Source organism: Rhodococcus sp. FW305-130 (assembly GCF_058788335.1).
Genome location: NZ_JBYTAP010000009.1, coordinates 172,864 through 192,579, shown reverse-complemented (window position 1 = coordinate 192,579; position 19,716 = coordinate 172,864). Strand labels below are relative to the sequence as shown.

Here is a 19,716-nt window from a genome sequence, read left to right as displayed (position 1 = left end):
TGGTTCCTAGACTGCGCGGGCGCTGGTCTCCCAGTAACGCGCGCGCAGTGCCTTCTTGTCCAGCTTGCCCAGCGGTGTCAACGGGAGTGAATCCACGAAGTCGATGCTCTTGGGAGCGTGAACCGAACCCTTGGCTGCCTTCACCTTGTCGACCAGTTCCTCGGTGTCCACGGTCAGTCCGGCACGAAGCACCACGCAGGCCTTGACGGCTTCGCCCCACTTGTCGTCCGGTACACCGACTACCGCCACCGATGCGACGGACGGGTGCGCCGAGATCACGTCTTCGATCTCGCGCGGGAACACGTTGAAACCACCGGTCACGATCATGTCCTTCTTGCGATCGACGATGGACATGAACCCGTCCTTGTCCTTACGTGCGATGTCTCCGGTGTGCAGCCAACCCCCACGGAACGCCTCGGCGGTTTCGGCCGGCTTCTTCCAGTAGCCCTTCATGATCAGCGGGCCGCGCACGCAGATCTCACCGAGCTCTCCCTGCGGCACCTCGTTGAGGTCGTCGTCGAGCAACCGGACGTCGAGCCATGGCACCGGCCGCCCACAGGTCGCGAGGCGGGCCGGATCGTCGGCGACGTGTTCTTCCTTGCGCAGCACCGAGATTGTCATGCCGCACTCGGTCTGACCGTAGAACTGGAAGAAGATCTGCCCGAACTTCTTGATGCCCTCTTGCAATCTGGCCGGGGACATCGCGGACGCTCCGTAGAACAGCGTTTGCAGACTCGATACGTCACGCTTGGGCAGATCGGGGTGGTCCATGAGCATGTAGATCATGGTGGGCACCAACATGGTTGCCGTGATCTTGTGCTTCTCGATCGCCTCGAGCACGGCCCCCGGTTCGAAGGCGGGCAGGACGATCAGAGCGCCGCCGCGCAGCAAAGTCGGGATGAAGAACGCCGCGCCTGCATGTGAGAGTGGCGTGCAGATGAGAAAGCGGTTGTCCTCGGGCCACTGCCACTCCGACATCTGGATCTGATTGAGCGCTGCACCCGAACGGAACGATCCCACAACACCTTTGGGCTTGCCGGTCGTTCCACCGGTGTAGACCATGCTGCTGGCGTCTTCGGCATCGACGTGCGCTGCCTTCAGCGGCGCAGGCTCGAATGTCGCGGCCAGAGCAAGGATGTCGATCCCCACTTCGGACGGGCCCATCGAGAGCACGTTGGTCAGCGAAGGCGACGACGCCTTCAACTCGGCGGCACGATCTTCGAAGGCATTGGGATCGAAGATGAGGGTCTCGATCTCGGCGTCGTCGACGATGTACTTGTGGTCGTCGAGCGATCCCATCGGGTTCAAGGCACTCGCCCGGCAGCCGGTGATCATGGTCGCGCCCATGCTGATCAGCACCTCGGGGCGGTTCTTCGACAGCATCGCGGTGCTGGTGCCCTGAGTGATTCCCAGCGACGCGAGAGCCTGGGCGAAGCAGCTGATCTGATCGCGCATCTGCCCTCCGGTGAGGATCACGTCTCCGAGGTACAGCGCAGGCTTGTCGTGATTGCGTTCCAGAGCGGTGATGAGCAGGTCCGGACCGTATACCGGTCGGTGCAGGTCAGCGAACTCGTCTGTCATCTGGTCTTCCTTCTGCTCGGCGCGTGCAGTCATCGAGATGTGCTCCCGGTCACGGATACGATATCCAGAATTGCACAAAACTGGAACAGGTTCCACCTCTTCGATCGAATCCGAGAATGCTCCCGATCAGCGGGAAGCCCGTCGTCACCCGCGAGAGCGGTGGTTAGCGTCGATGTACCCACCGAGACGACAGCGTCTCGGTCGCGTCCAACGGAGAGTGTCATGACTACCAACCTCGGTACCGCCCACTTCACGGCATCTGCTCCCCGTACGTCCACCACGCTCCTCTCGGATTTCGACTCGCTGTACGGCACCGTGCGCTCGGCACCCGACGGGTCCGTCGTCGAACAGGACGTCGTGTTCTTCGGGCGCCCTGATCCGGGCGCGCTGCTCACCGGATCCGTGAGGCCGCTGGGCTCGACTCTCGAGCGGATCACCGAATACCACGACCAGACCGGGCATCTGGTTGCCGAGGTCTTCGTCCGGGAAGCCCCGACAGCGGGCACCGGAACCGATTCCGTTGCTGCCCTTGCCGATTTCGCCGCTCGTCGTTACGGCTCGGCGTCGCTACGACGGTTCCGCGGACGTTGCACCGCAACTTCCGCGGGAGCAGATCTGAACTGCTCCGTGACGGTGCTCGCTACGTACGAGAAGGACCACGAGAGCGTCGCCGACGTAGCTCTGGTCGCCACCGATCCCACCGGGGTCGTCACCGCTCGGGCCTGGGCGACTTACGCGATCGACGATGTGGCGACACTCGCGAGCTGAATCTCTGCAGGTCACCGAGCGGGTGTTCCATCCAGCGGGAACTGCCGTATCTCCAGAGGACGCTTCGTCGTTGTATGAGACGGATCACATCACTGGAGCGTCGCAAGACGCGGCTCGGAGGAAGACATGGCACTCGGAACCGGCCCACTCACCACTACGGACGCCTCGACGCAGTCGGGCGCCGGCGAGGAAATTCGAGAAATCGAAGCGGCAGCGCCCCCGGCGCGGTTCGCGCGTGGATGGCACTGCCTCGGACTGAGCAATACCTATCGCGACGGTCAGCCCCACCAGATCGAGGCATTCGGCACCAGCCTTGTCGTCTTCGCCGACAGCAAGGGCGACATCAAGATTCTCGACGCCTACTGCCGCCACATGGGTGGCAACCTCGCTCACGGAACCGTCAAGGGCGATTCGATCGCCTGCCCGTTCCACGACTGGCGTTGGGGCGGTAACGGAAAATGTACGGCGATCCCCTACGCACGACGCGTTCCGCCGCTGGCCAAGACGCGGGCGTGGACCACACTCGAGAAGAACGGTCAGCTGTTCGTCTGGCACGATCCCCAGGGGAATCCCCCGCCCGCCGAGGTCACAATTCCCGACATCGAGGGCTTCGGAAGCGATGAGTGGAGCGACTGGAGCTGGAATACGCTCACCATCGAAGGCTCTCATTGCCGCGAGATCGTGGACAACGTCGTGGACATGGCCCACTTCTTCTACGTTCACTACTCGTTCCCCAAGTACTTCAAGAACATCTTCGAAGGTCACGTAGCGAGCCAGAACATGGAATCGGTGGGACGCGAGGACATCATCAGCGGCACCAACTACGGCGATCCCAACGCTGTTCTTCGTTCGGATGCTTCGTATTTCGGTCCGTCGTACATGATCGACTGGATCAAGAGCGAAGCCAACGGGCAGATCATCGAAACTGTATTGATCAACTGCCACTACCCCATCTCGAACAATGCCTTCGTGTTGCAGTACGGCGCGATGGTCAAGAAGCTTCCCGGTATGGACGACGAGTCCACTGCCGCGATGGCCGCGCAGTTCACCGAGGGCGTCGAGATGGGATTCCTTCAGGACGTGGAGATCTGGAAGAACAAGGCCCCGATCGACAACCCGCTGCTCTCGGAGGAGGACGGCCCGGTTTACCAGTTGCGGCGCTGGTACAACCAGTTCTACACCGATGTCGAGAACGTCACGGAAGACATGACGAAGCGCTTCGAATTCGAGATCGACACTACCCGCGCAGTGGAGAGCTGGAAGCGGGAAGTCGCCGAAAACGTTGCCGCACGTGACGCCCAGGCGCTCGAGACAACCTCCTGATTCGCAGTCGAAAACACTGCTGAGACAACCTGACTGAACGCAAGGAACAACATGACGTACGAAGTGCTCGAACAGATCAACGCGATGGCCGACGACATCTTCGCCGAAGGCATCGAGGCCGAGCGGATCGGCCGGGTGGCCGACGACACCGCCAAGAAGATGAAGGCAATCGGTTCCATCCGCATGCTCCAACCCAAGGAACACGGCGGAATGGAGGCGCATCCTCGCGAGTTCGCCGAGACCGTGATGCGCATGGCTTCGCTCAATCCCTCGGCCGGCTGGGTACACGGGATCGTCGGAGTTCACCCGTGGCAGCTCGCGTTCGCGGATCCCAAGGTGCAGCAGGAGATCTGGGGATCGGATCCCGACACCTGGATGGCATCGCCGTACATGCCCGGCGGAATGTGTATCCCCACCGACGGCGGCTACAAGTTCTCCGGCCGCTGGCAGTTCTCTTCCGGCACCGACCATTGCGACTGGGCTTTCCTCGGTGCGATGGCGTGCGACAAGGACGGCAACATGGAGATGCCGCCGCGCATGCTCCATGTGATCATTCCGCGCACCGACTACGAGATCATCGAAGACTCGTGGGATGTCATGGGACTTCGCGGCACCGGCTCCAAGGACCTCGTGGTCAAGGATGCGTACGTCCCCGATTACCGCGTCATGGACTGCGACGAGGTCATCGACGGAACGGCGGTGCGCAAGTACGGGCGCACCGAGACGCTGTACCTGATGCCGTGGTCGAACATGTTCCCCCTCGGTATCACCGCCGCCACCATCGGCATCTGCGAGGGAATGCTCTTCCACGCCAACGAGTACCAGGCCGATCGCATCAACGCACAGGGCACGGCGGTCAAGGACGACCCGTACACCTTGTTCGCCATCGGTCAGGCAACTGCCGACATCCGGGCAGCCCGCGACACCCTGCTGGCCAACGTCGACCGCATGTGGGATCGAGTGGATGCCGGCAAGGAAGTCACCTTCGAGCAGCGCGCCGAGGGACGTCAGACTCAGGTGCAGGCAGCGTGGCGCGCAATCAACGCGATCGATCAGGTCTACCCGCGCTGCGGCGGCAACGCACTGCGGATGGACAAGCCGCTTCAGCGATTCTGGCGCGACGCTCACGCGGGACAGCACCACGCAATTCACGTGCCGGGCACCGTATTCCACGCCGCCTCACTGAGCCGTCTCGGCGCAGATCCGCAGGGTCCGCTGCGGGCGATGATCTGATCAGACTTCGACACAAGAAATCGACAGGAACAGAACACGATGACACACACTGACATCAAGGGACTTGGCTACGTCAAGATCTCGACCAACGACATGGCACGTTGGCGCACTTTCGCTTTCGATGTTCTCGGATTCGCCAAGGGCAGTGGGCCGGACGAGAACGCTCTCTACCTACGACTCGACGAGCGTGCTGCTCGCATCGTCGTCGTCGAGGGTGAGCGCGACGAGATCGTCAACATCGGTTGGGAGGTCGCCGATCACGCCGCACTGCGCCGCGTTCAGGAGTCCCTCGAAAAGAACGGCACCGAGGTGGAGCAGCTTTCGCTCGCCGAAGCGGATGCTCGACGGGTCGAAGAGGTCATCGCCTTCACCGATCCCGGTGGAGCAGCCATCGAGGTCTTCCACGGCGCGATCCTCGACCACAGCCCCGTGGTGACGCCCTTCGGCGCTCGATTCGTCACCGGCGCACAGGGTCTCGGCCACGTCGTGCTCCCGGTGATGGACAGTGCTGCGAGCTTCGACTTCTACACCGAGGTGCTCGGCTTCTACCCGCGCGGCGCCTTCCGCCTGCCGGCCCCGCCCGAATTCGGGCCGCTGCGAATCCGTTTCATGGGCGTCAACGAGCGTCACCACAGCTTGGCCCTGTGCCCGGCACCGCACGGCGGCGCACCCGGCCTGATTCACATCATGGTCGAGGTCGACACCCTCGACGCTGTCGGCCAGGCTCTCGACCGCGTGATGAAGGACGGATTCTCCGTGTCGTCGACCCTGGGTCGCCACACCAACGACAAGATGATCTCCTTCTACGTCCGCGCACCCGGCGGCTGGGACATCGAGTTCGGCACCGAGGGCGCGAAGGTGGATCAGGACTCGTACTCCTCCGAGGAGATCACCGCTGACAGCTACTGGGGCCACGACTGGTCCGGAAGCGAACCGCTGGCAGCTATGTAGTACCTGCCGGTGACGATGTAGTACCCGCCGGTAGTAAACCGACGAAGGGGCTTGCGCGAGCATTCGCGCAAGCCCCTTCGTCGTTTCCACCGTGACGCGCCCGAAAACAGACCGGTGATCCACTTCACAAATCCAGAACTCTATGACACTATTTCTAATTGAAATAGCCAGTTCACTGGTTGTGGAGCTCTAAGAGAAGTGAGGTACACGATGACACTGCAGGCTGTGGATGCTTTAGGCGCCGATTCGGCCCCGACAGCAATTCTCGATCGCGTCTCGCTGGTTCTCGACGCCTTCGACGGTCCCGGCAGGTTGACGCTCGCTCAGGTCGTTCGGAGCACGGGCCTGCCACGCTCGTCTGCCCACCGCATGCTCGAACGTCTCGTCTCGATGCGTTGGCTGCGCCGCGACGGCCGCGACTACGAACTCGGTATGCGCCTCGTCGAACTGGGATCGCTCGCGGTTCATCAAGACCGCCTCCACGCTGCAGCCATGCCGCTCCTCCACGAGCTCTACCGCGTCACCGGCTTCGTGGTTCACCTCGGCATCCTCGACGGGCCCGATGTGGTCTACATGGAGAAGATCGGCGGACGCCTCGCTGCCGCGGTGCCGACGCGTGTGGGTGGTCGACGCCGGGCCGAGACCACTGCGATCGGTCAGGCACTGCTTGCATTCGGTTCGCCGAAGTCCTCGGGCTACGCACTGCCCCACCTCGCCCGGATTCGCGAATCAGGGGTGGCATTCGAAACCGGAAACGGCCTACCGGGATTCAGCTGTCTTGCGGCACCGATCGGCCCCATCGGCCGCGCTGTTGCCGCGGTATCCATCTGCGCGCCGTCGAAGGCTCTCCGACTCGACCACGTCAGCGCAGCGCCGGTTCGGATGGCGGCCGCTGCCATTTGGCGTGGCATCGACGGCGGATCGCTGAGCGTCACTCCGACGTTGCAGCGTCGTCACCTGCTGCGCAACATGCCCACCGCAGCCGGGGCCTGACTCAGATATTCGAGCCGTTGCCGGTGAGACCGGCTTGCTCGAGCGCCAACACGTACTCCTCGACGTTCTTCCATCTGCCAGGCGTCGAGGGCAACGGCGATCCCAGTCGGTCGTGCTCGGCGACGTTCGCGAACTCGGCGGACGCACGATCGATGTCTTCGAGTAGTTCGCGAGCAAGTTCGATCTCGGCTCGGAAGTACCGTTCCGACCATCGCAACGTCATGACCGGGAACGACCAGGCCGGCTCGTTCTCGGCATGATCTGCGTGGAGTTTCGCGCGTCGAATCTGCTCTTCGACGTTGGCGATATGGGCTTCGACCAGTGCCTTCAGTCGCTCGGGTTCGTTGAGGTGTCCCATCCACAGACGCAACATGACGCCGTGCTTGAGCACCGGGACTTCCACCGGCGCCTCCCGTGACCACGTCCGGACGGCGTCGGTTCCTGATTGGGTGATCGAGTAGAGGCGCTTGCCCCGTACCCCGGGCTCGGAGACGACCCGGGACTCCACGAATCCGATGCTTTCGAGCTTCTTCAGCTCTGCGTAGACCTGGCTGATGGACGGGCTCCAGTAGAAGAAGCCGACACTCCAGTCAGCCCACTTCTTCAAATCGTTTCCGGTCAGTTCCTCCCCGAACGTCAGCATCCCGAGCACTGCCCAGCTGGTAGCGGGAAGTCCTCGGGACACGTCATCAGGTTCGGACATGCCCGAAGTCTAACAATCACTGGTGATTTGCTGGTTTCGTAGAATCCGAACGGACCGCTGAGCGGGATCAAATTTGCCCGAGACCCCTCCACCTGACACTCGGTCGGTCCGAACCCGTGGCGAGAAGCCATTGCTGCCATTGAGTGGGACTGCCGCTGGATTACGACCGCGGCGCCACACATCGTTGCTTCTGAAGCTGTTTGCAGAGATTTGAACAGAGATTTGAACAAGGAGACGACATGACCGTGGAAAACGCCGAGCCGCCAGTTCTGGACGGACGCACACTTCGCAACGTGATGAGCAATTTCTGCACTGGCGTCACCGTCATCACCGCTCACGATGGAGACTCACCCCTCGGCTTCACCTGCCAGTCTCTGGTCTCGGTATCGCTCGATCCCCCGTTGCTCTCGTTCTGCCCGGCGAAGACGTCGACAAGTTGGCCGAAGCTTCGCGAATCCGGAACTCTCTGCATCAATGTGCTCGCCCACGATCAGCAGGACATGTGTTCGGCGTTCGCTCGCGGCGGGACCGACAAGTTCCTCGGCGTCGAGTGGGACGCGGCCGGCAACGGTGCTCCGGCGCTCAGCGGCGCACTCGCTCGCATCGAGGCCACCGTCGAGCAGGAGCACGACGCCGGTGATCACACCATCGTCGTCGCACGCATCACCGATCTGAACGTGCTGCGCCACGACGGTCCGCTTCTGTTCTACCGCGGCGGCTTCGGACGCTTCGACGCCTGAATTTCTTGCGGGCCGTCCCGCTGCGTGGGAGATTGCGACGCCGAATCGAGACGGCACCGATAGCGTCCGAAGTAGTTGTCAGACCCTGAACTTCTCGACTGATCGGACTAACTCGATGACCACTCTCGAACCAGACACCACGGCCACGATCACGGCGACGGTTACCACCTACCTCGACGCCGTGGCTCGCGGATCGTCAGCGGACATCGCCGCCCTCTACGCCGAGAACGCGACACTCGAAGACCCGGTCGGCAGCGAACCCCGTGTCGGCAAAGCGGCGATCACCGAGTTCTACGGCGCTCTCGAGGGCGGTTCGCAAGAGACGGAGCTTCTCACCTTGCGGGTGAGCGGATCCAGCGCGGCCTTCCACTTCCGCGTCGTCACACCGGTGGGCGATCAGGTCTACGAGGTCGAACCGATCGACGTCATGACTTTCGACGCGGACGCCAAGATCACGAGCATGCGCGCGTTCTGGTCACCGGCCGATCTGATTGCACGCTGATGCGTCAGGTCAGCTGTCGGAACTGCGGAAACCGCGTTCTGGTCGAGAAATACAGCGAAGCGCACACCAGCGTTCAATGGCTCGAAGAGTCGCAAGTGGTGTGCCCGGAACTGGGGCGTGAGAACGGTCGAGCCAACGCTCAGCGGACGTGTGGCGCTCTGCGTCAGACGATCAACGACCTTGCCGACGCCGGTGAGCTGGAGATGAGCCTGCGCAGCTACCCGGTGCCGGGCAAGCTGTCCTGAACGCTTCCGCGTAGGACTTCGGCGAACGTGCGCGCCGATTCCAAGTCGTCGGCGTTCGGCCGCCCCTTCCGGATACCGCCGAACGGCTTGAACGGAAAATACGTATCCCACGCACGGGACGAGAAGGCTGCGACCACATCGAAGCCCTTCTGCTCGAGCAGCTGAACCAGTGGACGCGAGAAGCGATGAATCCCCTTGTCGGGAAAACCACTGGTGGCGAAGACAAAAGCCTTGGATCGCCGTTCTTCGGGGAGTGCCTCGATGAACGAGCGTAGGTCTTCGTGGTACGAGCGTAGGTAGATGCCGGAGCCGAAGCCCACGAGGTCGTAGTCGGCGAGCTGCGCGGTGTCGATGTCACCGGGCTCGACCACGCGAGCATCGAGAACTTCTCCGATGACGTCGGCGATACGCTTCGTATTGCCATGGGAGACAGAGGTACACACGATGATTGCCTTCATCGACTGCCTTCTTTCGTCGCTGTGTGTGGGACGGCATCTACGTTCTCGCGCAGGTAGATCCAGGTGATGAATCCCCCGCAGATTGCAAAAATCACGGCGACAACCGAATATGCGTCGAGCGGAAACCCAGTCCAGATCAAGCCTGCAACAAGGACCATCGCACCAACAGCCAGACCTGCCGATACTTCCTTGGACATACGCATCCCTCCCCTGGTTCATCACTGACAGTTCCAGGATAGAGGTACCAGCGAAGCTACGGACAGCCGTGACGGTGGGGAATGATGCCCGTATGTCAGCACGATTGAAAGGACGTAGGCGCGCGGTCAACGCTTTGCTCGTCGACGTCGAACGATGGGCCGATGAATACGACGGAGTCAAGGCTCTAGCGCTGGTCGGGTCCTACGCGCGCGGAGCGGAGCGTATGGCGAGTGATCTTGACCTGATGATCCTGGCCGACGACGCGAACGCGCTCGCAAATGAAGACTGGTTCGTGCGGCTCCGCCCCGACGCGCGATTCATCAGAGCCGCAAACTGGGGGCCAGTTCGAGAACGACGCTTCCGCCTACGGTCCGGCCTCCTCGTCGAGCTGAATTTCGCGAGCGAGAGCTGGGCGGACGTTCCGCTCGACGCGGGCACTCGACGTGTTCTCGAAGACGGACACCGAATCCTGTACGACACGGGGCCTCTTCGTGTCGCTGCGAGTGCAGTAGGAATTGATCGATGAGCACTGCGTCGGTCTTCGAAACCTTAGCCGCCGAAATATCCGCGTTGCGCGGCTCGCCTCTCGTCGCGATCGACGGTGTCGATGGGAGCGGCAAGACGACATTCGCGAAAAGCCTTACAGCGCAGCTGAATGCACGCCCCGTCATCGTCATTCACGTCGACGACTTCCTCAATCCGCCGGAGATTCGTCATCGTAGAGGTCGGCAATCACCGGAAGGCTTCTGGCTCGACAGCTACGACTACGACGCCCTCGAACGACATGTTCTCGATCCGTTGGGGCGGGGCGGGAGCAGAAGGTACCGACAACGGCGGGACAGCGACGCGTACCTGCATGCAGCCGATGGAGCGATAGTCCTTGTCGAAGGACTCTTCCTGCATCGAGACGAACTCGCCGAACGATGGGACTATTCGATCTTCCTCGATGCGCCCTTCCACGAGACCGCGCGGCGAATGAACCTTCGCGACGGAACGAACGCGGATCCGGATCATCCTTCGATGAACAGATATGTGGGCGGGCAACGGCTTTACTTCGCCGCTGCAAAACCCTGGACCCGAGCCGACTGCGTCATCGACAACTCCGACCCGGGCATGCCGCGCATCCACTCCTGATATCGCGTCGAGATCGCGAGCGATACTCGTATTCCGCCATCCCTCCCGGCCTGGGAATTCTCCCGAACGGTCGCGAGAAGTCGAGTAGGTTTTCTCAATGACGTCACCAACTGCCTCCCGCATCAGAACTCTGAACTGGATCGCATTCGGGATCGGGATTCTGCTGACTGCCCTCGCAATTTACGATCTCGTTCAAGGCGAGCGTTCAACCAGTGTATGGATCGCCGTTGTGTGTTGGCCGATTGTCGCAACACTCAGTGCGGTCCAGTTATTCAAGTCGAGGCCCAACAGCTGAGTACTTGATGTGCACCCACTGATCCTCAGGTGACTGTCCGGAACAGGCCTTTCTCTCGCTCACCGGGAACGCACGTATGAGGCGCCACCGTCCGACCATAGCTTTGTGACATGGACAACAACGTCGATGTCATTGTCATCGGATCGGGCGCTGCCGGATCCGCCGCAGCACTCCAAGCACACGCTGACGGCGCGTCGGTGGTGATTCTGGAGAAGAGTGGACGCGATACCGCGGGCGGCAACACTCGACTGTCCGGCAGTGGATGGTTCGTCAACCAGGACCCGGCTGCCGCCCGCACCTTCCTGCGTTCGTTGAACGGATCGTTCACCGTTGCCGACGACGTCATCGACGCCTGGGCAGAGAATACGCAAGGACTGTCCGACTGGCTCCGCAGTCTGGGTGCAACTGTAGCGATGACCGGCGATTTCCATTCCACGGCGGAGTACGGCGAACTCGACGGAAGTTCTTGTTACGCAGGGATGGATACCATCGAAGGGAAGATGGGCAATGAACTTCTCTACCGCTTCCTCGTTTCCGCCCTCGCTGAACGCGACATCACAACCCTTTTCGACACCGAGGCCACCAGACTCTTGACGGATGAATCCGGAGCGGTGGCCGGAGTCGAGATCCGTTCGGGTGAACAAACTTCGCAGATCCATGCGCGCCGAGGTGTCATCCTTGCCACCGGAGGTTTCGAAGCAAATCCGGCCATGGTGCGCGATTACCTACGCCTGGAGAATCCGAAGATCTGGGGCTCACCTTCGGCAACAGGCGACGGCCACCGGATGGCACAGGCAGTGGGCGCGGATCTGTGGCACATGAACAACATGATGACCATTACGGGAATCCCCGGCGACCTCGAAAATCCGACTGGATTCTTCCTCGCACTGTGGAACGCGCACAACTATGTGTTCCTCAGCCGGGAAGGTCGACGCTTCACCGACGAGTCAGCCGAAATGCGGCACGGTCATGTGTTCAGAGAGGGTTCCTACCAACACTTTCCGGTGCAACCGATGAACATAGTGTTCGACGAGACGATGAGGTTGGCCGGGCAGCTGAGCCCCGGTCGCGACGTACTGCCCGTCGGACACATGGTCCTCGACGAAGGGTACGAGTGGAGTTCGGACAATCAAGCCGAGATCGACAAGGGTTGGATCATCAAAGCGGACACGCTTGCCGAACTCGCCGGGAAGCTCGGCTTGGACCCCACCGTCGTGGAAACGAGCGTGCACCGCTACAACGAGGCGTGCGCGGACGGCGTAGACCATTCCTTCGGCCGCAACCCGGAAACTTTGGCCCCGGTGGCAACCGCTCCGTTCTACGCCGTCTCCGGGCCGCCACTGCTGGGATGGAGTAGCGGTGGGCCGCGCCGCGACGGTCATTCCCGCGTCCTCGACACCGCCGGTAGCCCGATTCCGGGGCTGTATGCGGCGGGCGCAGTGAGTTCCACCTACAGCGCGGCGAAGGACGGTGGATTCCATATTGCCGACGCCTTCGCGTTCGGTCGTGTTGCCGGCGCCCATGCTGCCGCGCGCGCGACAGCGGGCGACTGAGTCACATCCGAGCGGCCTTGACCTCGTCGAAGAACGCGACGACGGCGGCTTCATTCTCCGGCGGAACGGTGAGCGATGCCCGTGGACCCGCTACCGCGATGGAGTCGTCGGCGAGCCGGTTTCCAATGGTGAGCTTCAATCCCGATTTCGACGGTTTCGCCTTCACTGCAATGTGTTCGACATGCCAGCGAGCCACTTCGCTCGTGCTCGCGGCGGTGCGGTCGAAGACCTCCACCGTGCGGTGGTCGAGGACCATGACGATGTTGGTCCCGACGGTGACTTCCAGATAGCGTCGTTCCGCCACGGTGTGCGCCTTTCGGTTAGGTGAAACCGACGCTACACACCGTGGCGGAACCCAGCGCGACAAACCTCAGCTATTCCAAACTTCAGCGGGACGAACTCCCCGCATCCACCGGCAGGGCGACCGACGTGATGTAACGGGCCTCGTCGGAGGCCAGGAACAGTGCCGCATTCGCTACGTCCACCGGTTCGATCCACGGAATGGCAAGCATGTTCATCGTCATCGCCGCCGCAGCGAATTCCTCCCGCGTCGGGTTCTCGAGATCGGGGCGGAACTTGCCGCGCACCAACGGGTTCTGAATCATCGGAGTGTCGACGTTGGTGGGATGAACGGTGTTGACCCGCACGTTGTGCGGCGCCAATTCCTTTGCCAGCGAACGCATCAGACCAACGACTCCATGCTTGGCTGCGGTGTAGTGCGCAACTCCGACCAGCCCCCGCAATCCGGCGATGGAGCTGGTGAGTGTCATCGATCCCCCACCTCGCGCGATCAAGTGCGGCGCCGCAACCGTCGTGGTGTGCCACACCCCGGTCAGGTTCACGTCCAACATGGTCTGCCACATCGTTTCCGACATCGTCAGAGCCCCGTCGGAGGACGTGATACCAGCTGTAGCGCACACGATGTCGAGTCCACCGAGCGCTTCGACCCCCGAGTCCACCGCGCTGCGTAGTGCCTCGAGATCCCGAACGTCCACTACCGCAGATTCGACCTTTCGCCCCAGTGCCTCGATCTGGGCTACCGTCTCGGCGAGATCGGATTCCGACGCGGGCGGGGTGACTGTCGTTTCCACCGACGCGCACACGTCGATCGCGATGATGTCCGCACCTTCTTCGGCGAATCGCACGGCCTGAGCCCGGCCGATTCCTCGAGCCGCACCCGTGATCAGCGCGATCTTGCCTTCCAATCGAGAAGTCATCAATTCACACTTTCTGGGTCAGGCCGGCGTCGACCACCAACTGACAGCCGGTCATGTAGCGGGACTCCGCGGATGCGAGAAACAGGACGGCATTGCTGACATCCACCGGATCGACCCAGGGAACAGGTAACAGGTTGCGCGCGCTCAGTACTGCAGCGGCGTCTGCTTCCGTGGGATTCTCGATATCCGGGCACAGGTTCGCGAACACTCGCTCGTTGATGATCATCGGGGTACGCACCGAACCCGGATGCACGGAGTTGACGCGAATACCCTCCGCGCCCAACTCGTTGGCCAGCGTTCTGGCCAGGCCCACCACGGCGTGCTTGGCGGCGCTGTAATGACTCGCTCCGGCAATACCTTTGATTCCCGCTGTCGAGCTGACCAGAACGACGGATCCACCGTCGCCGAAGTGCGGAACACAGGCCTTGACGGTGTGCCACGCCCCGGTCAGATTGACGTCGAGCGAGCGGTTCCACACTGCAGGATCGATGGTCCACGACGGTCCCGGCGTGTCGTACACGCCTGCATTCGCGACGACGACGTCCAACCCGCCGAGTTCGGCGACACAATCGGCGACTACCGCGGCGAGATCTTCGAAGTCACGAATGTCCGCGACGCCGGTGACCGCCACGCCTCCACGCTCGCGTACCGCCTGGGCGGTCTCCTCCAGCTCGGACTTTGCCTGCACGACATCCAACGCGATCACGGACGCGCCTTCGTCGGCGAGACGCTCGCAGTGTGAGCGGCCCATCCCGCCGGCCGCACCTGTCACGAGTACGCGAAGACCCTCGAGGCGACTCATGCGTGCACCGCACTGTTCAGTTCGAAGCCTCGGTATCCCGCTGCTGCCACGTCTGCACAGATGTCGGAGTAGACACCGAATCCTCCGATGAATGGCATGAATATCCTCGGCTTTCCCGGAATGTTAGCTCCCATGTACCAGGAGTTCGCGGATGGAAACAGCGTCGCCGACGCCCGGCGTGAGCATTCGTCGAGCCAGTTGTCCACGGCTTCGGCACTCGGTTCGATGGTGTCGATGCCCGCCGAATCGAGGTGGTTGATCGCGCCCGCGATCCAGTCCACGTGCTGCTCGGCAGCGAGAATCATGTTGGACAGCACACTCGGGCTACCCGGCCCGGTGACGATGAACAGGTTGGGGAACCCGTGTACTCCGAGGCCTAGATACGTCCTTGGACCCGCATGCCAGTTCTCGCGCAACGTCTCGCCATTGCGGCCGCGGATCTCGATGCGATCGAGCGCTCCCGTCATCGCGTCGAACCCGGTGGCAAACACCAGCGCATCCAGTTCGTAGTGCGCATCGGCCGTCTTGATTCCAGCCTCGTCGATCGCCTCGATCGGTGCGGACTTGAGATCTACCAGGCTGACGTTGTCACGGTTGTAGCTCTGGTAGTAGTTCGTGTCCGTGACTATCCGCTTGGTTCCGATGGGGTGGTCGTTCGGAATGAGCAGGTCGGCGATCGCCTGATCCTGGACTTCCGAGCGGATCTTGCGTTCGGCAAACGCTGCCGCTGTCCCGTTGGCCTCGATGTTGCTCGTCTGGTCTGCGAAGGTCTTGGCGAACAGGACACCGCCGAGCTTCCACCGCTCCTCGTATGCTGCGTTTCTCTCGGCCTCCGAGACCTCGAGGGCGCTGCGAGGATCCGAAACGAACGGCGATCCACCGCCACTGCGCTTGGACAGCGCTCGACGCTCTGCGTAGCCGGCCTTGATCTCGGCGCGGCGCTTGTCATCGAGAGGCGTGTTTCCTGCCGGCACACTGTAATTCGCGGACCGCTGGAAAACGTAGAGATGATCGGCCTGCTCGGCGATCAGCGGAATGGACTGGATGCCCGAGGATCCGGTGCCGATCACACCGACGCGTTTGCCGGTGAAGTCGACGCCCTCGTGCGGCCAGAAACCGGTGTGGAACACCTCGCCACCGAAGGTCTCACGGCCCGCAATGTTCGGAACGTTTGCGGTCGAGAGGCTGCCCGTGGCGCACACGACGAAGCGTGAGGTGACGTCGTGACCGCCGTCGGTCTGTACTCGCCACGTGGCAGTACCCTCGTCGAACTGTGCGCTCAGAACGCGTGTGTCGAAGGTGAAGCCAGTGCGAAGGTCGAAGCGATCAGCCACGTGATCGAGGTACGAGAGGATCTCCGGTTGCGCGGCGTACTTCTCGCTCCAGTCCCAATCCTGTTGCAGCTCTTCGGAGAACGAGTAGGAGTAGTCGAAACTCTCGACGTCACAGCGTGCGCCGGGGTAGCGGTTGAAGTACCACGTGCCGCCCACTCCGGAGCCCGCCTCGAAGCCGTGGACACGCAGCCCCTGCTCGCGAAGTCGGTGCATGGCGTACATGCCAGCGACGCCGGCGCCGATGACTACGACGTCGAGTGGTGCGGTGGAGAAGTCAGGATCGGTCATGGTGGTCACGCTACGAGTGGACTGGTTGGTAGAGGAACGGGTTCTCCCGCTGGGTGGGCGGAGCCTCCACCCCATGACACTGGGTGGGCGGAGCCTCCACCCTCGTGACGCTGGGTGGGCGGGCCCGTACGGGTTTGTCCACCGATCGGGGGACACCGATGTCATCCAGCACTCGGACCCGTAGGTGGACAGACCCGAAGGGATTTCGGGGCCATAGTTGTCTCATCACCGAAACACACGGTCACCGAGACCGACAAATCGAGGAGAAACATCATGACTACCAACACAATTCGACCCGAAGCAATTTCCTTCTCCGGCCTCAGCATGGCAGCTCTGGTCGCCCGCGCCGCCGGTGCAAACGCGGTGAAGTCGATAACCGACACTTCCGTCACGACGGCGATGATCAGCAATTCGGGCTTCGGGGCCCTGTATCTGGTCGACGCATCCAACCCGAACGGTGACTGGATCGTCCCGCCGGCCGACTACATCCTGCCGAACATGAACGTCAACGTGGTCGCCACGAGCAAGAATCAGAACGACTTTCCCGTCGTGCTGACGTACCGCTCCGACGACGGTGGAGTGTTTGTCTTCAGCGCCACCAACTCGAAGACCAGGGCAGATGCCGGCGGAACGTACGCCCCCGACGGCCACGACGTCACGGTGACGATGACCTCGGGTTACCCGGCCATGAACGTCACGTACGTACTGCGGTGACTCCCGTTCACTCCAACAGACCCTGCCGCATCGCGGCGGCGACGGCGGCGCCTCGATCGTTGACTCCGAGTTTCTCGTAGAGGCGCTGCACGTGGGTTTTGACGGTCGAAGGCGCAAGAAAGAGCTGGGAGGCGATGGTGGGGATACTGGCGCCCTGTGCGATCAATCCGAGAACTTCACGCTCACGGGCGCTGAGAGTCGGGCCGGACGGCTCGCTACGGCGACGCACCTCCCCCACCAGTCCGGCAGCGATGCTGGGCGGCAACACATCTCGGCCCGCGGCGCAGTCGAGCACGGCGCTCACGATCTCGGCCCGGGTGGATTCCTTCGGCAGGAATCCGGCAGCACCCGCCTGCAGAGCCTGGTACACGACGGACGATTCGTCGTGAGCACTGAGCAGGAGCACCCTGGTCGGCAACTCGTCTCGAACCACTGCTGCTGCCACCTGGGTCCCGTCCAGGTGCGGCATCCGGAAATCGATCAGCGCCACCTTCGGGCGTAATTCCCGAATCATTGCGAGCGCAGCTGCGCCGTCGTCGGCCTCGCCCAGAACGTCGATGCGGTCACTGCCGGTCAGGGCCCGAACCACGCCCTCACGAAACAACGGGTGATCGTCGCCGACCACCACGGAAACCTTGCCGACCACCGGCTTCGTGCCTTCTCGCATTGCTCACTTTCTCACGCCCGTACCAGCAATGCGAGCACTTGCGCCTCCCCCGATCGGGGGACACGCGATTCAACCCCGCCACGGCCCCGTCGGCGGACATACAGCAGCCCTGATTCGCGACAAGATTGATTCATCGCCGAGAACGGCAACCACACACCAGCCCAGGAGCAGACATCATGCGTACCAACACCACTCGCTTCGTAGCAGTCACCGCGATCGCCCTCGCTCTCGGCGGAACCGCACTGGGAACCGCGGCGGTCGCCAACGCCGGCACCATGCCGACCGACGGCCCGACGGTTGCCATGACCATCACCAACAACACCGACAACCCGATGCTGCTGGAGAGCGCGTCCAACCCCTACGGACAGTGGATCAACGGCCCCCGCTCCTACCTGGCTCCGCACACGACCGAAATCGTCACCGCCTACAGCAGCGATCCGCGCGGCATCGGTGTCGACGTCACCTACAACGTGGCCGACGGAGTCCAGACCGTCATGGCGGCCAACAACTACGCCGGCAACCCCACCCTCGACGGGACCCGCACCATCGGTGACCCGACGCACGTCATCCTCACCGACTACATGGCCACCGGCTACCCCACGATGAACGCCTCCTACGACGTCTTCACGCAGAACTGAAACGAGCGTTGAAGCAACCACGAACTTGATCCGCTACGGCCCACGACCCGGTATCCGCATGGATGTCGGGACGTGGTGTGCGCTGACCAACTCAGACGCGTTCGACCAACACGCAGCGGGCACCACTGAAGATCGTAGGCATGCACTTGTTGCAGTGGATGCACAGTGATTGGGTATCGGATTCGGCTGCGATCCGATTGATCAGATCCGGTTCTCTGAGCAGTGCCCGTGCCATGGCGACGAACTCGAACCCTTCCGCCATTGCGGTATCCATGCCCGCTTTGTCCGTGACACCGCCGAGCAGCACGAGCGGCAACTTCACCGCAGCACGGATCTGCCGAGCCTCTTCCAGCATGAACAGCGGCTTGTACGGATAGGCATGCAACATGCTCTTGCCCACCAACTGCACACCGAGCCGAACAGGCTGCGGCATCGCGGCGGCAAACTCGCGGATCGGCGCATCACCCTTGAACAGGTACATCGGGTTGAGCAGTGAGCTACCCATCGTCAACTCGAGCGCATCGACACTTCCGGATGCCTCGAGCCACTGCGCCACCTGGATTGCTTCGTCCACCCAGAATCCGCCTGGCACACCGTCGTCCATGTTCAGCTTGGCCAAGATCGCGATCTTGTCGCCGACTGCATCGCGCACACTGCGCGCAGTTTCGAGTACGACGCGAGCCCGATTCTCGAGCGATCCGCCGTAAGAATCCTTACGACGGTTCAGTTTCGGGCTCAGGAACGAGCTCGCGAAATAGTTGTGGCCGAAGTGGATCTCGACGGCGTCGAATCCTGCTTCGACGGCAAGTCGCGCAGCGCTCCCGTGCGCCGCCGCAATTCTGGTGATGTCCGCTGTGGTGGCAGTGCGAATCATCCTCATGCTCAACGGATTGAACGAACTCGACGGTGCCAGCGCAGGCAGTCCGGTCGACTTCTGATTCGCGACGGGGCCGGCGTGCCCGAGCTGCGCCGATGCTGCTGCCCCTTCGGCGTGAATGGCATCGGTGAGTCGTCGCAGTCCGGGGAGGGCATCGGGCCGCATCCACAGCTGGCCGTATTCGGTGCGCCCTTCCGGTGCGACGGCGCAATACGCGACGGTGGACATCCCGACTCCGCCGGCTGCCGGGCGGCGATGGAACTCGATCAGCTCGTCGGTGACCAGGGCGTCGGGAGTTTTGCCTTCGAATGTCGCGGACTTGATGATTCGATTTCGCAAGGTCACCGGGCCCAGCTTTGCCGGGGCGAGCACGTCGGGAGCAGTCATCAAGTTTGCCTCTCACAGGGGTTGTTTGCTGGACGGTAGATCGATGGTCCAGAGCTGGCCAGCCCCCGTGCCACCGAGCGGGAAAACAACTTCAGCCCGGCCGAGGTGGCCGGGC

General features: G+C 62.4%; 23 protein-coding genes. 13 read left to right on the top strand and 10 right to left on the bottom strand.

Going from position 1 to position 19,716, the window contains the following annotated elements; translation table 11 throughout:
* Nucleotides 1-6: 6 nt before the first annotated feature.
* Nucleotides 7-1,581 carry an AMP-binding protein gene (locus AC3WQS_RS26285; protein WP_046379815.1) on the bottom strand — a complete coding sequence of 525 codons (1,575 nt, stop codon included), beginning with the start codon at nt 1,579-1,581 and terminating at the stop codon, nt 7-9.
* A gap of 222 nt (nt 1,582-1,803) precedes the next feature.
* Here AC3WQS_RS26285 and AC3WQS_RS26280 point away from each other — a divergent pair, with 222 nt between their 5' ends.
* The 5 genes from AC3WQS_RS26280 (at nt 1,804) to AC3WQS_RS26260 (ending at nt 6,849) form a co-directional block, all read left to right on the top strand.
* Nucleotides 1,804-2,349, top strand: a complete 546-nt coding sequence (locus AC3WQS_RS26280) for a hypothetical protein (RefSeq protein WP_020968793.1) — start codon at nt 1,804-1,806, stop codon at nt 2,347-2,349.
* A gap of 126 nt (nt 2,350-2,475) precedes the next feature.
* Nucleotides 2,476-3,672: a 3-ketosteroid-9-alpha-monooxygenase, oxygenase component gene (locus tag AC3WQS_RS26275; protein ID WP_492712896.1), complete on the top strand. Its 1,197-nt coding sequence runs from the start codon at nt 2,476-2,478 to the stop codon at nt 3,670-3,672.
* A 51-nt stretch (nt 3,673-3,723) separates the two neighbouring features.
* Nucleotides 3,724-4,905: an acyl-CoA dehydrogenase family protein gene (locus tag AC3WQS_RS26270; RefSeq protein WP_019749417.1), complete on the top strand. Its 1,182-nt coding sequence runs from the start codon at nt 3,724-3,726 to the stop codon at nt 4,903-4,905.
* 39 nt (nt 4,906-4,944) lie between these two features.
* Complete coding sequence (bphC, locus tag AC3WQS_RS26265; protein WP_020968791.1) at nt 4,945-5,856, top strand: biphenyl-2,3-diol 1,2-dioxygenase; 912 nt, start codon at nt 4,945-4,947, stop codon at nt 5,854-5,856.
* A gap of 210 nt (nt 5,857-6,066) precedes the next feature.
* Nucleotides 6,067-6,849: an IclR family transcriptional regulator gene (locus AC3WQS_RS26260; protein ID WP_020968790.1), complete on the top strand. Its 783-nt coding sequence runs from the start codon at nt 6,067-6,069 to the stop codon at nt 6,847-6,849.
* A 1-nt stretch (nt 6,850) separates the two neighbouring features.
* Here AC3WQS_RS26260 and AC3WQS_RS26255 read toward each other — a convergent pair whose 3' ends face one another.
* Nucleotides 6,851-7,552: a PadR family transcriptional regulator gene (locus AC3WQS_RS26255; protein ID WP_019749414.1), complete on the bottom strand. Its 702-nt coding sequence runs from the start codon at nt 7,550-7,552 to the stop codon at nt 6,851-6,853.
* Nucleotides 7,553-7,791: 239 nt separating this feature from the next.
* Here AC3WQS_RS26255 and AC3WQS_RS26250 point away from each other — a divergent pair, with 239 nt between their 5' ends.
* From AC3WQS_RS26250 to AC3WQS_RS26240, 3 genes are all read left to right on the top strand, one after another.
* Nucleotides 7,792-8,292, top strand: coding sequence for a flavin reductase family protein (locus AC3WQS_RS26250; RefSeq protein ID WP_020906617.1), 501 nt, complete (start codon nt 7,792-7,794; stop codon nt 8,290-8,292).
* 115 nt (nt 8,293-8,407) lie between these two features.
* Nucleotides 8,408-8,794 (top strand): nuclear transport factor 2 family protein, encoded by a 387-nt coding sequence (locus tag AC3WQS_RS26245; RefSeq protein ID WP_070797229.1) that lies wholly within the window; start codon nt 8,408-8,410, stop codon nt 8,792-8,794.
* Nucleotides 8,794-9,039, top strand: a complete 246-nt coding sequence (locus AC3WQS_RS26240; protein WP_020906615.1) for a hypothetical protein — start codon at nt 8,794-8,796, stop codon at nt 9,037-9,039. Before AC3WQS_RS26245 ends, AC3WQS_RS26240 begins: the two co-directional genes overlap by 1 nt.
* On the opposite strand, the gene AC3WQS_RS26235 is transcribed toward AC3WQS_RS26240, so the two are convergent.
* Complete coding sequence (locus AC3WQS_RS26235) at nt 9,012-9,497, bottom strand: flavodoxin family protein (RefSeq protein ID WP_492712897.1); 486 nt, start codon at nt 9,495-9,497, stop codon at nt 9,012-9,014. The genes AC3WQS_RS26240 and AC3WQS_RS26235 overlap by 28 nt on opposite strands.
* Complete coding sequence (locus AC3WQS_RS26230; RefSeq protein ID WP_492712898.1) at nt 9,494-9,694, bottom strand: hypothetical protein; 201 nt, start codon at nt 9,692-9,694, stop codon at nt 9,494-9,496. The genes AC3WQS_RS26235 and AC3WQS_RS26230 overlap by 4 nt, the downstream gene beginning before the upstream one ends.
* A 92-nt stretch (nt 9,695-9,786) precedes the next feature.
* Between AC3WQS_RS26230 and AC3WQS_RS26225 the strand changes: the two genes are divergently transcribed.
* The 3 genes from AC3WQS_RS26225 to AC3WQS_RS26215 all read left to right on the top strand — a co-directional run bounded on the left by AC3WQS_RS26225 (nt 9,787) and on the right by AC3WQS_RS26215 (nt 12,677).
* Complete coding sequence (locus AC3WQS_RS26225) at nt 9,787-10,221, top strand: nucleotidyltransferase domain-containing protein (RefSeq protein WP_037126192.1); 435 nt, start codon at nt 9,787-9,789, stop codon at nt 10,219-10,221.
* Nucleotides 10,218-10,829 carry an AAA family ATPase gene (locus tag AC3WQS_RS26220; protein WP_492712899.1) on the top strand — a complete coding sequence of 204 codons (612 nt, stop codon included), beginning with the start codon at nt 10,218-10,220 and terminating at the stop codon, nt 10,827-10,829. The genes AC3WQS_RS26225 and AC3WQS_RS26220 overlap by 4 nt, the downstream gene beginning before the upstream one ends.
* Before the next feature lie 405 nt (nt 10,830-11,234).
* On the top strand, nt 11,235-12,677 hold the full coding sequence (locus AC3WQS_RS26215) for an FAD-dependent oxidoreductase (RefSeq protein WP_492712900.1): 1,443 nt from the start codon (nt 11,235-11,237) through the stop codon (nt 12,675-12,677).
* A gap of 1 nt (nt 12,678) precedes the next feature.
* On the opposite strand, the gene AC3WQS_RS26210 is transcribed toward AC3WQS_RS26215, so the two are convergent.
* The 4 genes from AC3WQS_RS26210 to AC3WQS_RS26195 form a co-directional block, all read right to left on the bottom strand.
* Nucleotides 12,679-12,981 (bottom strand): hypothetical protein, encoded by a 303-nt coding sequence (locus AC3WQS_RS26210; protein WP_030535959.1) that lies wholly within the window; start codon nt 12,979-12,981, stop codon nt 12,679-12,681.
* 82 nt (nt 12,982-13,063) lie between these two features.
* Entirely contained in the window at nt 13,064-13,894 is an 831-nt protein-coding gene (locus tag AC3WQS_RS26205) for a mycofactocin-coupled SDR family oxidoreductase (protein WP_492712901.1), read from the bottom strand.
* 4 nt (nt 13,895-13,898) lie between these two features.
* A complete protein-coding gene (locus tag AC3WQS_RS26200) occupies nt 13,899-14,696 on the bottom strand; it encodes a mycofactocin-coupled SDR family oxidoreductase (RefSeq protein WP_030535957.1) in 798 nt (265 codons plus the stop codon).
* Complete coding sequence (locus AC3WQS_RS26195) at nt 14,693-16,318, bottom strand: flavin-containing monooxygenase (protein WP_047888741.1); 1,626 nt, start codon at nt 16,316-16,318, stop codon at nt 14,693-14,695. Before AC3WQS_RS26195 ends, AC3WQS_RS26200 begins: the two co-directional genes overlap by 4 nt.
* Before the next feature lie 273 nt (nt 16,319-16,591).
* Between AC3WQS_RS26195 and AC3WQS_RS26190 the strand changes: the two genes are divergently transcribed.
* A complete protein-coding gene (locus AC3WQS_RS26190) occupies nt 16,592-17,032 on the top strand; it encodes a hypothetical protein (RefSeq protein WP_060939120.1) in 441 nt (146 codons plus the stop codon).
* Between the two features lie 7 nt (nt 17,033-17,039).
* Here the strand turns inward: AC3WQS_RS26190 and AC3WQS_RS26185 are convergent, their stop codons facing one another.
* Entirely contained in the window at nt 17,040-17,699 is a 660-nt protein-coding gene (locus AC3WQS_RS26185; RefSeq protein ID WP_019749393.1) for a response regulator, read from the bottom strand.
* Nucleotides 17,700-17,875: 176 nt separating this feature from the next.
* Here AC3WQS_RS26185 and AC3WQS_RS26180 point away from each other — a divergent pair, with 176 nt between their 5' ends.
* Nucleotides 17,876-18,337 carry a hypothetical protein gene (locus AC3WQS_RS26180; RefSeq protein ID WP_060939119.1) on the top strand — a complete coding sequence of 154 codons (462 nt, stop codon included), beginning with the start codon at nt 17,876-17,878 and terminating at the stop codon, nt 18,335-18,337.
* A gap of 91 nt (nt 18,338-18,428) precedes the next feature.
* Here AC3WQS_RS26180 and AC3WQS_RS26175 read toward each other — a convergent pair whose 3' ends face one another.
* Nucleotides 18,429-19,604 carry an NADH:flavin oxidoreductase gene (locus tag AC3WQS_RS26175; RefSeq protein WP_024487410.1) on the bottom strand — a complete coding sequence of 392 codons (1,176 nt, stop codon included), beginning with the start codon at nt 19,602-19,604 and terminating at the stop codon, nt 18,429-18,431.
* Between the last annotated feature and the right edge of the window lie 112 nt (nt 19,605-19,716).